Source organism: Pseudoxanthomonas suwonensis J47, from assembly GCF_000513955.1.
Lineage (GTDB): Bacteria > Pseudomonadota > Gammaproteobacteria > Xanthomonadales > Xanthomonadaceae > Pseudoxanthomonas > Pseudoxanthomonas suwonensis_C.
Genome location: NZ_KI911332.1, coordinates 95,425 through 108,336, shown reverse-complemented (window position 1 = coordinate 108,336; position 12,912 = coordinate 95,425). Strand labels below are relative to the sequence as shown.

Genomic DNA, 12,912 nt, shown 5'->3' with positions numbered 1-12,912 from the left:
GCCCCGCCGGGGAGGAGTGCCTCGGATGCGTCGCTGGACAGCTGTTGCTGCGTTCCTCCTGGCCGGCAGCGCCGGCGGTACGGGAGGGCGGCTGCTGAAACTGACCGCGTGTCTGCTGGCGGGAGTCGCGCTGGCCATGGCCGGCGCCGCGTTGGCGGCCGACGCGCCTGCGCCGGCGCGCGTGCGCCTGGAGAACCCGTCGCTGGTGCTGGAGGTCTCGCCGCGGCTGGGCGGACGCGTGCTGCACATCGGTCTGCCCGGCGCGCCGAACCTGCTGCTGGTCGGCGGGGCCGTCGACAGCCGGCCGGATCCGCGCGTGGGCGCCGACGGAGAAAACATCCCTTACATGGGCCACGAGGTCTGGGTCGGGCCGCAGGCGGGCTGGTGGAAGTTCCAGACGGTCAACCCGGCGCGGCGCAAGGCCGCGGCGGAGTGGCCGCCGGATCCGTGGCTGGCGTACGCGCCAGCGAAGGTGCAGGAGCAGGGCGCGGACCGGCTGCTGCTGGAAGGCACGGCCAGTCCGGTCAGCGGCGTGCAGCTGGGCTACGGCTTCGAGCTGCCGCCGGACCGCCCGGGCACCGCCGGGCTGTCGGTGGAGATGCGCAACATCCGCAGGGAACCGGTCGCGCGCGACATCTGGTTCAACTCGCGGGTGCCGCCGCAGACGCGGGTGTACGTCCCGGTGGCCGCCGACGGCAGCGGCGTGCGCGTGCGCTCGGACACCGAAGACGGCTACGACAGCCTGGTCACCCGCCACGAGGACGGCCTGTTCTCGCTGGAACTGCTGCCGCCGGGCGAGGGGCTGGTGGGACGGCGCGGCAAGGTCTTCATCCAGCCCGAGGCGGGCTGGCTCGCCGGCTTCCACGCCGGCCAGGCCTTCGTGATCCATTTCGAGCGGCAGCCGGTCGAGCGCATCCATCCTGACCAGGGCCAGGTCGAGCTGTACCTGGACTGGCGGCCCGATGCGACCTATCCGAGCCTGATGGAGCTGGAAGTGCACGCGCCCTACGTCACCCTCGCGCCGGGCGAGTCCACCAGCGCGCGCGAATGGTGGGTGGTGCGGCGCTATGACGGCCCCGACCGGCGCGACGCGCAGGTGGCGTTCCTTCGGCGGATGCTGGACGAGGCAGGCATCGAATGAGCGTGCCGGCGGCGATCGAAGCGCAGGACGGCACGCCGGCGACGGCGAAGCCGCGTGCGCGCTGGCCATGGCGGGCGCTGGCCGGCACCTACGCGGTCGCAGTGCTGGCGCTGTGCGGCATGGCGATCCATGCCTACGGGCTGTACTGCGAGGGCTTTGGCTGCGTCGCCATCGGCATCCTCTGGTTCGCCTGGGCCTGCGTGTCGCCGGTGGTGCTGCTGGCCGGGGTGCTGGCGTGGTGGCGGCTGCGGCCGGGGCGCTGGGCGTGGCTGGTTGCCGGTGCGCTGGCGGTGCAGCTGCTGTCGGCCGGTTGGCTGGCGTGGGCATGGCTGGGGAGCCGGTCGGCTCCGGTGTGAGGCGGCGGGGCAGCGGGGCAGGCCCCGCTCTACAGGGCAGCGGCCGGCGGACACGTGCCGCATGACGACGTGTGCGACACGGCGGCCTGGCCGGCGATGGCTGCCTGCTGCCTTCGCGTTTCCAGCGTGGGCGCCGGTTCGCCGCAAACGAAATGGCCGGCGCATTGCGCCGGCCATTGTCCTTGGTCCGGCCGGCCTGCCGCGCCGTCGCGACCATGCGCCTGCGTGGCGCTTACTCCGGCGGCTGCCGCAGCAGCGGGTTGTACCAGCCCGGACGCGGGGCGAAGCGGTCGCCGTAGCGGCCCTGCAGGGTGCGCAGCTTCTCCAGCAGGCCGTCCACGCCGGCGGCGCGGATGTGCTGGATCGGGCCGCCGCGGAACGGCGCGAAGCCGGTGCCGAAGATCACGCCGGCATCGAGCAGGTCGGCATCGGCGACCACGCCGTCGTGCAGGCAGGCCACCGCCTCGTTGAGCAGCGGCAGGACCAGGCGGTCCTCCAGGTCCGAAGGGGCGGTGTAGCCCTGCGGCACTGCCGGCTTGACCGGCTTGCCGTTCTCCCACTTGTACAGGCCCTGGCCGTCCTTCTTGCCGCGCTTGCCCGGCTCGACCGTGGACAGCGCCGCCGGCAGCTGCAGGCCGAGGAACGGCGACAGCTCCGCTCCCACACCCTGGGCCACGTCCAGGCCGACGGTGTCGATCAGCTCGATCGGGCCCATCGGCATGCCGAACTTCACCGCGGCCTTGTCGATCACCGCGCCGGGGATGCCCTCGGCGTAGGCGTGCGCGGCCTCGAGCATGTACGGGAACAGCACGCGGTTGACCAGGAAGCCCGGGGTGCCGGCGACCGGCACCGGGAACTTGTCCAGCGCCTTGCAGAACGCGGCCAGGCGCTTGACCGTGGCCTCGTCGAGGCGGTCGTGCTGGACGATCTCCACCAGAGGCATCAGCGCCACCGGGTTGAAGTAGTGCAGGCCGGCGAACTGCGCCGGGCGGTCGATGTGCTCGCGCAGCTCGTCCAGCGGGATCGAGGAGGTATTGGTGGTCAGCAGCGCGTCGGGTTTCAGGCGCGGCTCGATCGATTCGTACAGGGCGCGCTTGGCCTCCGGGTTCTCGATGATCGCCTCGATCACCAGGTCGGCCGTGGCCACGCCGTCGCCGGCCAGGTCGCCCTGCAGGCGCGCGGCCACCGCCGGGCGCTTGCTCTCGTCCTTGACCCGCTTGGCGAACAGCTCGCTGGCGCGACCCAGCGCGCCGTCGATGAAGCGCTGCTCGCGGTCCTGCAGGGTCACGTTGAAGCCCTTGTAGGCCGACCACGCGGCGATGTCGCCGCCCATCACGCCGGCGCCGACCACGTGCACGTGGGAGATGCCGTGGTCCTTGCCGCCCAGGCCCTTCAGGCGCTCGGTGAGGAAGAAGATGCGGATCAGGTTGCGCGCGGTCGGGCTGGCGGCCAGCTTGACCACCGCGCGGCGCTCGGCGTCCAGGCGCGCCTGGATGCCCGCGCCGCCGCTGCGTTCCCAGGTCGAGATCAGCGCGTACGGGGCCGGGTAGTGCTCCTTGCGCGCCTTGCGCGCGACCTGCTTGGCCATCTGCGGGGCGAGGATCTTCCGCGCCAGCCAGGTGTTCGTGGCCCAGCCCTTGAAGCGCTGGCCGAACGGACGTTGCAGGCCCTTCAGCGCCAGCGCCGCGGCCGCGTCCTCCAGCAGCGCCGGTTCGACCACCTTGTCGACCAGGCCGATGCCGCGCGCGGCCGACGCCGACAGCGTGCGTCCGGTCAGCATCATGTCCATCGCCGCCGGCGCGCCGACCAGGCGCGGCAGGCGCGCGCTGCCGCCCCAGCCCGGGAAGATGCCCAGCTGGGTTTCCGGCAGGCCGATGCGGGTGGAGCTGTCGCTGCTGGCGACGCGGTAGTCGCAGGCCAGCGCCAGCTCGGTGCCGCCGCCCATGCAGAAGCCGTGGATCGCCGCGGCGGTCGGGCAGGGCAGCTCGGCGACCTTCTGGAACACGGCCTGGCCGCGACGGATCGCGTCATTGACCGTGCCCTTGCGGTCGAACTCCTGGAATTCCTTGAGGTCGGCGCCGGCGATGAAGCCCGAAGGCTTGGCCGAGCGGAACACCACGCCCTTCGGCGGGTCCATGGCCAGCCGTTCGACGATGTCGCCCAGCTCGACCAGCACGTCCTGGGACAGGGCGTTGACCGCCGCATCCTGCCGGTCCAGGGCCAGCACCACCACGCCGTCATCGCGCTGGGTCGCTTGCCAATGGCTGAATCGCAATCCGTCGAAGCCTGGAAGCATGGCTTGACCATCCGGTTGTGTATGGAGGGGCCGCTATCATCCCGAGGTTGTTTCCGCGGCGTCAAATCCCCACCCCGGAACCGCGGGCTTCGCGGACGGCGGCCGGCGGACGATACTGGGCGCGCGGTTAAGGCCTTGCATGTCGTCGCGCAGCGGCTGCGATGCGGCGTAGCCGGCCCCCATCGGGACGACGGTTGCCGCCAGCCGTTGAACTTTTCCCGCCGACGGCGGTCACAAGGCCCGGAATGCCGGGTCGACAGGAGTCTGGCCCGGCATGGCCGAAGGAACGCCAAAGGATCCAACCCAGGAGCTGGACCTCGAGCTGGTCCGCCGCGTGCAGCGTGGCGACAGCGCGGCATTCGACCTGCTGGTGCGCAAGTACCAGCACCGGATCACCGGGCTGATCGGGCGCTACGTCGCGGACTGGAGCGAATGCCAGGACGTGGCCCAGGAGACCTTCATGCGCGCCTACCGCGCGCTGGGGAATTTCCGCGGCGACGCCCAGTTCTATACCTGGTTGCACCGCATCGCAGTGAATACCGCCAAGAACCACCTGGTCGCCCACAACCGCCGTCCGCCCACGGACGACATCGATGCCAGCGATGCCGAGCAGTACGACGTCGGCAGCCGCCTGCGCGACACCGACACCCCCGAGCGCGAAGCCATGCGCGAGGAACTGGAGCGCACGGTGATGAAGGCGGTGGATGCGCTGCCGGAGGAACTGCGGACCGCCATCACCCTGCGCGAGGTCGATGGCCTGAGCTACGAGGAGATCGCGCGGAAGATGGATTGCCCGATCGGGACGGTGCGCTCGCGCATCTTCCGGGCGCGCGAAGCCATCGACGCCGAACTTCGGCCCCTGCTTGATGTCCAAAGCGCCACACGCGAACGAAACCGTCCATGAGCCACGATCCCCGCAACACCGACGACAAGTTCGAACTCCATTACCGGCAGCAGCTGTCGGCACTGGTCGACGGCGAACTGGCCCCGGACGAGGCGCGCTTCCTGCTGCGCCGGCTGGAGCACGACACCGAGCTGTCCGGCCGCTTCGAGCGCTGGCAGCTGTGCGGCGACGTGCTGCGCGGGCAGGTCCGGCGCAGCGCCGGTTCCGACCTGGCCGAGCGCATCGCCGCGGCGGTGGCTGCCGCGCCGCTGACCGCCGAAGTGGCCGCGCCGACTGCGCCGCAGCGCCGCCGCCAGCTCTGGACCCGCTGGGGCGGGGGCGCCGCGCTGGCCGCCTCGGTCGCCGCGGTGGCGATGTTCGTCGGCCGCCCGGCCCAGACCGGCCCGGATTTCGGGCCCGCCCCGGCCGTGGCGGTGCTGCCGTCGACCGAAGCGGTGCTTCCCGAGACCGCCGCCGCGCCGGCTGCCACCATCGCCCGGGCCGTGGAAGCGCCCGCAGCGGCCCGGCCGGCCGCCTCGCGCCCGGCGTCGCGCCAGGTGGCGTCCGCGCCCCGCCCGCGTCGCGCCGCTACGGCTTCGGCCACCACTCCCGTGTCCGTGCCCGAACCCATAACCGCGCCGCTGGCCGATGCGGTTGCCGAGGCCCCGGCGATCGCCACCACGTTGCCGGCCCTGCCGGCCGATCCGTTCGCCTCGGCGGTGCCGCTGGAGGCCCGGCCGTGGCCGCGCGCGGCGCTGCCGCGCACCGGCAGCGCCTACACCGCCAGCTTCGGCCAGGCCGGTGGCGGCAGCCCGTTCTATCCGTTCGAGCCGAGCCTGGCCGCACCGCAGGCCAGCGAGTCGGCGGAGGAGGCCAGCCTGCCGGAGCCGCCGCCGCAGGACCTGCAACGCTGATCCCGCCGGCGGCCCGGGCCATCGCCCGGCGCCGCCTCCCGTTCCGTCCCAAGGTGCACCTGCACGGCCACGCGCGCGTGGCCGCTCTCCCCATCGCTCTGAAGGCAAGCATTTGATGAACCCACGAGTCCGTCCCAGTCTTCTCGCCGCCCTGGTCCTGACCGCGCCGCTGGCCGCCTGCGCCCGCGCGCCCGATACCGCCGATGCGCCCGTCGCAACCGCTGCCCCGGCCGCGGTGACCGCGCCGGCGACCCCGCTGGTCAGCGGCCTGCCGGACTTCACCCGGCTGGTCGAGCAGGTCAGCCCGGCGGTGGTCAACATCGAGGCCAAGGTCGGCGCGCGCCGTTCCGCACGCTCGGCGGGCGGCATTCCCGAGGACCAGATCCCGGAGATCTTCCGCCGCTTCTTCGGCCCGGACTTCCCGGGTGCGCCCGGCCAGCCGGGTCCGGGTGGACCGTCGGCCCGCTCGGTGGGTTCGGGTTTCGTCATTTCCGACGACGGCTACATCCTGACCAACCACCACGTGGTCGACGGCGCCGAGGAAGTCACCGTGCGCCTGTCCGACCGCCGCGAGTTCACCGCCAAGGTGGTCGGCAGCGACCCGACCTACGACGTGGCCCTGCTCAAGGTCGACGGCAAGGGCCTGCCGGTGCTGCGCCAGGGCAAGTCCGCGGCGCTCAAGCCCGGCCAGTGGGTGGTGGCGATCGGCTCGCCGCTGGGCCTGGACCAGTCGGTCACCGCCGGCATCGTCAGCGCGGTCGGCCGCACTACCGGCGCCGGCCAGCAGTACGTGCCGTTCATCCAGACCGACGTGGCGATCAACCGCGGCAACTCCGGCGGTCCGCTGCTCAACACCTCCGGCGAGGTGGTCGGGATCAACTCGCAGATCCTGAGCAACTCCGGCGGCTACATGGGGGTGAGCTTCGCCATCCCGATCGACCTGGCGATGAGCGCGGTCGACCAGATCAAGAAGACCGGCAAGGTCAGCCGCGGCATGCTCGGCGTGACCATCGAGCGGATCGACTCGGCCAAGGCCAAGGCCCTGGGCCTGAACAAGGGCGCGCTGGTCAACCGGGTCGAGCCGGGCAGCGCCGCGGAGAAGGCCGGCATCGAGATCGGCGACGTGATCGTCTCGGTCAACGGCCAGGAAGTGGCGACCAGCGCCGACCTGCCGCCGCTGGTGGGCATGCTGCCGCCGGGCACCAGGGCCAGGGTCGGGATCATCCGCGACGGCAAGTCGCGGACCCTGGACGTGGTCCTGGGCGAGCTGCCGATCGACGGGCAGCAGGCCTCGGCGACCCTGGATGACGGGCAGGGCGGCGCCCCGGCGCCGGCGTCCAAAGCGGACCTGCTGGGCCTGAGCGTGACCGAGATGGATGCGCGCAGCCGCCGCCAGCTGGGCCTGGAGGCCGGCGAGGGCGTGCTGATCACCGGCGTGGACGGCGCCGAGGCCCGCGAGGCCGGGGTCGAGCCGGGCATGGCGATCCTGCAGGTCGGCCGCACCCCGGTCGGCAGCGTGGCCGCGCTGGAACGCGCCCTGCGCGACCTGCGCAAGGGCGACACGGTGATGCTGCTGATCCGTGGCGCGGCCGGGGTGAACCAGTTCGTCGCCATCACCGTGGGCGCGGAAGACTGAACTGCCAGGCGCGGCGCCCCCGGGGCGCCGCGCCGTTACCGGGGGCAGGGGCGGGAGCCGCTTCCGGCGTGCGATAATCCGCCGTTACCCGACGACGGCACGAGACCGCCGCCCCCACATGTCTTCCGATCCGATGCGGTTCATCCGCAACTTCTCCATCATTGCCCACGTCGACCATGGCAAGTCGACCCTCGCCGACCGCATCATCCAGCTGTGTGGCGGCCTCGAAGCGCGCGAGATGGAAGCGCAGGTGCTCGACTCGAACCCGATCGAGCGCGAGCGCGGCATCACCATCAAGGCGCAGTCGGTGTCCCTGCCGTACAAGGCCAAGGACGGGAACACCTACTTCCTGAACTTCATCGACACCCCCGGGCACGTCGACTTCTCCTACGAGGTCAGCCGCTCGCTGGCCGCCTGCGAGGGCGCGCTGCTGGTGGTGGACGCCGCCCAGGGCGTCGAGGCCCAGTCCGTGGCCAACTGCTACACCGCGGTGGAGCAGGGCCTGGAAGTGGTGCCGGTGCTCAACAAGATCGACCTGCCCACCGCCGACATCGAGCGCGCCAAGGCCGAGATCGAGGCGGTGATCGGCATCGACGCCTCCGACGCGGTCGCGGTCAGCGCCAAGACCGGCCTCAACGTCGACCAGGTGCTGGAGGCGATCGTCCACCGCATCCCGCCGCCGAAGCCGCGCGACACCGACCGGCTGCAGGCGCTGATCATCGACTCCTGGTTCGACAACTACCTGGGCGTGGTCTCGCTGGTGCGCGTGATGCAGGGCGAGATCACCCCGAAGAGCAAGATCCTGGTGATGTCCACCGGCCGCACCCACGAGGTGGACAAGGTCGGCGTGTTCACCCCCAAGCGCAAGGAACTGCCGGCGCTGAAGGCCGGCGAGGTGGGCTGGATCACCGCTTCGATCAAGGACGTGCACGGCGCCCCGGTGGGCGACACCCTGACCCTGGCCAGCGCGCCGGCGGCGGCGCCGCTGCCGGGCTTCCAGGAAATGCAGCCCCGCGTGTTCGCCGGCCTGTTCCCGGTCAACGCCGAGGACTACCCGGACCTGCGCGAGGCGCTGGAGAAGCTGCGCCTGAACGACGCGGCGCTGCGCTTCGAGCCGGAAAGCTCGGAGGCGATGGGCTTCGGCTTCCGCTGCGGCTTCCTCGGCATGCTGCACATGGAGATCGTGCAGGAGCGCCTGGAGCGCGAGTACGACCTCGACCTCATCACCACCGCGCCGACGGTGGTGTACGAGGTGCTGAAGACCGACGGCACGGTGATGCCGCTGGACAACCCGGCCAAGCTGCCGCAGGCCAACCTGATCCAGGAAGTCCGCGAGCCGATCATCCGCGCCAACATCCTCACCCCCGAGGAATACATCGGCAACATCATCAAGCTGTGCGAGGACAAGCGCGGCGTGCAGCTGGGCATCACCTACATGGCCAGCCAGGTGCAGATCAGCTACGAGCTGCCGATGGCCGAGGTGGTGCTGGACTTCTTCGACAAGCTCAAGTCGGTCAGCCGCGGCTATGCCTCGCTGGACTACCACTTCCTGCGCTTCGACGCCGGCCCGTTCGTGCGCGTGGACACGCTGATCAACGGCGACCGCGTCGACGCGCTGTCGATCATCGTCCACCGCAGCCACGCCGACCGCCGCGGCCGCGAGCTGTGCGAGAAGATGAAGGACCTGATCCCGCGCCAGCAGTTCGACGTGGCCATCCAGGCCGCGATCGGCTCGCAGATCATCGCCCGTTCCACGGTCAAGGCGCTGCGCAAGAACGTGCTGGCCAAGTGCTACGGCGGCGACATCACCCGCAAGAAGAAGCTCCTCGAGAAGCAGAAGGAGGGCAAGAAGCGGATGAAGCAGGTCGGCCGCGTCGAGATCCCGCAGGAGGCCTTCCTGGCGGTGCTGCAGGTGGACAGCAAGTGACGTCCCGGGCGACGCTAGCGCCGCCGGGCGCCGCGTCGCCCTCCCCACGTTCCCCGTTCCGGTTCCGACCCGCTAAGGACATCGAATGAAATGGTTTGAGCTCGGCCTGGTCGTGCTGACTTTCGCCACCGGCCTGATCTGGCTGCTCGACAGGCTGTTCCTGGCCAAGCGCCGCGCCGCCCGCGACGGCCTGCTGGCCGAGGAGCCGGTGGTCGTCGACTATTCGCGCGCGTTCTTCCCGGTGCTGGCCGCGGTGCTGGTGCTGCGCAGCTTCGTCGCCGAGCCTTACAAGATCCCGTCCAGCTCGATGATGCCGAACCTGCTGATCGGCGACTTCATCCTGGTCAACAAGTTCGCCTACGGCCTGCGCCTGCCGGTGACCAACGCCAAGTTCGTCGACCTGGGCGAGCCGGAGCGCGGCGACGTGGTGGTGTTCAAGCCGCCGCACGCCCCGGACCAGAACTGGATCAAGCGCATCATCGGCCTGCCGGGCGACCGCATCGGCTTCCACGGCGACACCCTGTACGTGAACGGCGAGGCGGTGGAATACGTGGAGCTGGGCGAGTTCATCGGCCAGGGCCGCGGCGCGGAGATGAACGGGGCGACCCTGCTGCTGGAGAAGCTGCCGGGCCGCGAGCACGAGGTGCTGGAATGGCTGGGCCGCGCCAACCCCGCCGGCCAGGGCGAATGGACCGTCCCCGACGGCCACTATTTCGTCATGGGCGACAATCGTGATAATAGCGAGGACAGCCGGTTCTGGACCCAGACGCACTTCCTGCCCGAGGAAAACCTCCGCGGCCGTGCGTTCCTGATCTGGCTGAACTGCGAGGGCTGGTTCTGCAAGGGGAGTTTCGATCCTTCGCGGATCGGGACGAAGATCAAGTAACGGGCGACGCAGCCAGCGTAGGGTATGCGCCGGCCCAGCATCGAGGTACGGGGAAATGGCAAACAAGCGCAAGCAAAGCGGTCTGAGCCTGGTGGGGTTCCTGGTCGTGCTGGCCGTGGTCGGCTTCGCCGCCTACGTGGGCATGAAGCTGTTCCCCATGTACCAGGAGTACTACGCGGTCACCTCGGCGATGAAGGGCCTGGCCAACGAGCCGGGCGTGGCCGACATGGACCCGGCCCGGGTCCAGGACCTGTTCTTCCGCCGCCTGTACATCAACTACTCCGAGAACGTGAAGCCGCAGAACGTGAAGTTCGAGCGCACCAACGGCGGCTGGAAGATGCGCGTGAACTACGAGGTCCGGCGTTCGCTGGTCGGCAACCTGGACGTGGTCGGCAAGTTCGACCGCACCCAGGAACTCACCCGGCGCGGTGGTGGCGAGTGACCGTACCGTGATGCGCGACAGGATCGGCCACCCGTTCGCCGATCCGTCGCTGCTGGCCCAGGCGCTGACCCACCGCAGCGCCGGCACGCCGCACAACGAGCGGCTGGAATTCCTCGGCGACGGCGTGGTCAACCTGCTCGCCGCCGAGGCGCTGTACCGGCGCTGGCCGCAGGCCGACGAAGGCGTGCTCACCCGCGCCCGCGCCGAACTGGTCCGCGAGGCCTCGCTGGCCGCCATCGCCCGCCAGCTGGACCTGGGCTCGCGCCTGACCCTGGGCCCGGGCGAGCTGAAGTCCGGCGGCTTCCGCCGCGATTCGATCCTGGCCGACGCGCTGGAGGCGGTGGTCGCCGCCATCTACCTGGACGCCGGCTGGGACGCCTGCCGCGAGGTGGTCCTGCCCTGGTTCGAGCAGGCCCTGGCCGCGCTGCCGGCCGGCAAGCCCGAAAAAGACGCCAAGACCCGCCTGCAGGAATGGCTGCAGGCGCGGCAGCGGCCCCTGCCGGCCTACGAGCTGGTTTCCGAGAGCGGGGAGGAACACGCCAAGGTGTTCCTTGCCCGGTGTACCCTGAGCGAGCCCCCGGTCAGCGCCGAGGGGCAGGGCACGTCCCGCCGGCTGGCCGAACAGGCCGCCGCGGCGGCGGTGCTGGAAAGGCTGGAGCCTTCGCCCCGGCATCCATAAGCGGTCCCATACGTGAATTCCGAACACACCGAAGATTCCCACCGCTGCGGCAGCGTCGCGGTGATCGGCCGGCCCAACGTCGGCAAGTCGACCCTGGTCAATGCCCTGGTCGGCGCCAAGGTCAGCATCGTCTCCAACCGGCCGCAGACCACCCGCCACCGCCTGCTGGGCATCGCCACCGTGCCGGGCGGCCAGCTGCTGCTGGTCGATACCCCCGGCCTGCACCGCAGCGAGGGCCGGTTCAAGGCCTCGGCGATGAGCCGGGTGATGAACCGCGCCGCGCGCGGCGCGCTGGAGGACGTGGACGTCGGCCTGATGGTGGTCGAGGCGGGGCGCTGGGACGAGGAGGACACCCTGGTGTTCAACGTCCTGCGCGACGCCGGCATCCCGGTGGTGCTGGCGGTGAACAAGGTCGACCGGCTCAAGGACAAGAGCGCGCTGCTGCCGTTCCTGGCCCAGGTCAGCGAAGGCCGCGAGTTCGCCGCGATCCATCCGCTGTCGGCGCTCAAGCGCAAGGGCCTGGACGCGCTGGTGCGCGACCTGCTCAGGCTGCTGCCGGAAGCGCCGCCGGTATTCGAGGAGGACGAGATCACCGACCGCAGCCAGCGCTTCCTCGCCGGCGAGCTGGTCCGCGAGCAGCTGATGCGCCAGCTCGGCGACGAGCTGCCGTACGCGACCACGGTGGAGATCGAACGCTTCGCCGAGGACGGCGAGCTGCTGCGCATCGGCGCGGTGGTGTGGGTCGAGCGCGAGGGCCAGAAGCCGATCGTGATTGGCAAGGGCGGCGCGCGCCTGCGCGAGATCGGCAGCAAGTCGCGCCAGCAGATGGAGCGGCTGTTCGGGCGCAAGGTGTTCCTGGAGACCTGGGTGCGCGTGCGCGAAGGCTGGTCCGACGACGAGGCGGCGCTCAAGGCCTTCGGCTACGGCGACTGAACCGCTTCCGCGGAGGAACAGGTGACGGCGAAGGTCGGCCCGCTTCCGCTTCCCATCCTGCGACGGTCCTGACATGCGCCTGGACGGCGAGACCGGTTTCGTCCTGCATGCGCGTCCCTGGCGCGAGACCAGCCTGCTGGTGGAGGTGCTCAGCGCCGGCCATGGCCGCATCGGCCTGGTCGCGCGCGGCGTGCAGTCGCCGAAGCGGCAGGTGCTGCGCGCGGCGCTGCAGCCGCTGCAGCACATCCGCTTCGACGCGGTGATGGCCGGCGAGCTGGCGCAGCTGCGCAGCGCCGAGGCGCTGGATGCGGCGCCGCAGCTGTCTGGCGACGCGATCCTTGCCGCCTTCTACGTCAACGAACTGGTGCTGCGCCTGGCGCCGCGCCAGGATCCGTTGCCGGAGCTGGACGCGGCCTACGCGCGCACCCGTGCGCGCCTGGCCGGCGATGCGTCGCTGGCGTGGACCCTGCGCCGCTTCGAGCGCGACCTGCTCGGCGCGCTGGGCCTGGGCTTCGAGCTTTACGTCGACGGCGACGGCGAACCGATCGATCCGGCGGCGCGCTACCGCCTCGATCCGGAACACGGCCCGCGCCGCCTGCTCAGCGACCGCGGCCAGTCCGAGCGCAGCGCCGCCGCCACCGGTAGTGCGCTGCTGGCGCTGGCCGCCGACGAACGCCCCGGGCCCGCCGACCTGGCCAGCCTGCGCCTGCCGCTGCGCGCGGTGCTGGCGCACCACCTCGGCTCGCGCGGGCTGAAGTCGTGGGAGATGGCGGCTTCGCTGGGACGTATCGCTTCTTCGCGCTGAACACCGCTGCGCAT

General features: G+C 71.2%; 12 protein-coding genes. 11 read left to right on the top strand and 1 reads right to left on the bottom strand.

Annotated features, from left to right (window positions below; translation table 11 throughout):
- The first annotated feature begins 25 nt into the window (after positions 1-25).
- Positions 26-1,141, top strand: a complete 1,116-nt coding sequence (locus tag M503_RS0115160) for a DUF4380 domain-containing protein (RefSeq protein WP_081721084.1) — start codon at positions 26-28, stop codon at positions 1,139-1,141.
- Positions 1,138-1,497, top strand: a complete 360-nt coding sequence (locus tag M503_RS0115155) for a hypothetical protein (protein ID WP_028920367.1) — start codon at positions 1,138-1,140, stop codon at positions 1,495-1,497. The genes M503_RS0115160 and M503_RS0115155 overlap by 4 nt, the downstream gene beginning before the upstream one ends.
- A 232-nt stretch (positions 1,498-1,729) precedes the next feature.
- On the opposite strand, the gene M503_RS0115150 is transcribed toward M503_RS0115155, so the two are convergent.
- Positions 1,730-3,793: a 3-hydroxyacyl-CoA dehydrogenase NAD-binding domain-containing protein gene (locus M503_RS0115150; protein ID WP_028920368.1), complete on the bottom strand. Its 2,064-nt coding sequence runs from the start codon at positions 3,791-3,793 to the stop codon at positions 1,730-1,732.
- A gap of 274 nt (positions 3,794-4,067) precedes the next feature.
- On the opposite strand from M503_RS0115150, the gene rpoE reads away from it, so the two are divergent.
- The 9 genes from rpoE to recO all read left to right on the top strand — a co-directional run bounded on the left by rpoE (position 4,068) and on the right by recO (position 12,898).
- On the top strand, positions 4,068-4,697 hold the full coding sequence (rpoE, locus tag M503_RS0115145) for an RNA polymerase sigma factor RpoE (protein WP_028920369.1): 630 nt from the start codon (positions 4,068-4,070) through the stop codon (positions 4,695-4,697).
- Positions 4,694-5,590: a sigma-E factor negative regulatory protein gene (locus M503_RS0115140; protein ID WP_028920370.1), complete on the top strand. Its 897-nt coding sequence runs from the start codon at positions 4,694-4,696 to the stop codon at positions 5,588-5,590. The genes rpoE and M503_RS0115140 overlap by 4 nt, the downstream gene beginning before the upstream one ends.
- A 115-nt stretch (positions 5,591-5,705) precedes the next feature.
- Positions 5,706-7,226 (top strand): DegQ family serine endoprotease, encoded by a 1,521-nt coding sequence (locus M503_RS0115135; protein ID WP_028920371.1) that lies wholly within the window; start codon positions 5,706-5,708, stop codon positions 7,224-7,226.
- Positions 7,227-7,359: 133 nt separating this feature from the next.
- Positions 7,360-9,153 carry a translation elongation factor 4 gene (gene lepA, locus M503_RS0115130; RefSeq protein ID WP_028920372.1) on the top strand — a complete coding sequence of 598 codons (1,794 nt, stop codon included), beginning with the start codon at positions 7,360-7,362 and terminating at the stop codon, positions 9,151-9,153.
- Positions 9,154-9,238: 85 nt separating this feature from the next.
- Positions 9,239-10,039 (top strand): signal peptidase I, encoded by an 801-nt coding sequence (gene lepB, locus M503_RS0115125; protein ID WP_028920373.1) that lies wholly within the window; start codon positions 9,239-9,241, stop codon positions 10,037-10,039.
- Positions 10,040-10,094: 55 nt separating this feature from the next.
- The gene (locus tag M503_RS0115120) at positions 10,095-10,481 is read left to right on the top strand and encodes a DUF4845 domain-containing protein (protein ID WP_024869596.1); all 387 of its coding nucleotides are present in this window, start codon (positions 10,095-10,097) and stop codon (positions 10,479-10,481) included.
- 10 nt (positions 10,482-10,491) lie between these two features.
- Positions 10,492-11,160: a ribonuclease III gene (gene rnc / locus M503_RS0115115; protein WP_037061608.1), complete on the top strand. Its 669-nt coding sequence runs from the start codon at positions 10,492-10,494 to the stop codon at positions 11,158-11,160.
- A gap of 12 nt (positions 11,161-11,172) precedes the next feature.
- Entirely contained in the window at positions 11,173-12,093 is a 921-nt protein-coding gene (gene era / locus M503_RS0115110; protein WP_028920375.1) for a GTPase Era, read from the top strand.
- A 73-nt stretch (positions 12,094-12,166) separates the two neighbouring features.
- Complete coding sequence (gene recO, locus M503_RS0115105) at positions 12,167-12,898, top strand: DNA repair protein RecO (protein ID WP_024869599.1); 732 nt, start codon at positions 12,167-12,169, stop codon at positions 12,896-12,898.
- Positions 12,899-12,912 lie beyond the last annotated feature (14 nt).

What these genes read in the sequence shown, in the direction of transcription:
- M503_RS0115160 (WP_081721084.1), top strand. Translation starts at nt 26, where the DNA reads ATGCGTCGCTGGACAGCTGTTGCTGCGTTCCTCCTGGCCGGCAGCGCC.
- M503_RS0115155 (WP_028920367.1), top strand. Translation starts at nt 1,138, where the DNA reads ATGAGCGTGCCGGCGGCGATCGAAGCGCAGGACGGCACGCCGGCGACG.
- M503_RS0115150 (WP_028920368.1), bottom strand. Translation starts at nt 3,793, where the DNA reads ATGCTTCCAGGCTTCGACGGATTGCGATTCAGCCATTGGCAAGCGACC.
- rpoE (WP_028920369.1), top strand. Translation starts at nt 4,068, where the DNA reads ATGGCCGAAGGAACGCCAAAGGATCCAACCCAGGAGCTGGACCTCGAG.
- M503_RS0115140 (WP_028920370.1), top strand. Translation starts at nt 4,694, where the DNA reads ATGAGCCACGATCCCCGCAACACCGACGACAAGTTCGAACTCCATTAC.
- M503_RS0115135 (WP_028920371.1), top strand. Translation starts at nt 5,706, where the DNA reads ATGAACCCACGAGTCCGTCCCAGTCTTCTCGCCGCCCTGGTCCTGACC.
- lepA (WP_028920372.1), top strand. Translation starts at nt 7,360, where the DNA reads ATGCGGTTCATCCGCAACTTCTCCATCATTGCCCACGTCGACCATGGC.
- lepB (WP_028920373.1), top strand. Translation starts at nt 9,239, where the DNA reads ATGAAATGGTTTGAGCTCGGCCTGGTCGTGCTGACTTTCGCCACCGGC.
- M503_RS0115120 (WP_024869596.1), top strand. Translation starts at nt 10,095, where the DNA reads ATGGCAAACAAGCGCAAGCAAAGCGGTCTGAGCCTGGTGGGGTTCCTG.
- rnc (WP_037061608.1), top strand. Translation starts at nt 10,492, where the DNA reads ATGCGCGACAGGATCGGCCACCCGTTCGCCGATCCGTCGCTGCTGGCC.
- recO (WP_024869599.1), top strand. Translation starts at nt 12,167, where the DNA reads ATGCGCCTGGACGGCGAGACCGGTTTCGTCCTGCATGCGCGTCCCTGG.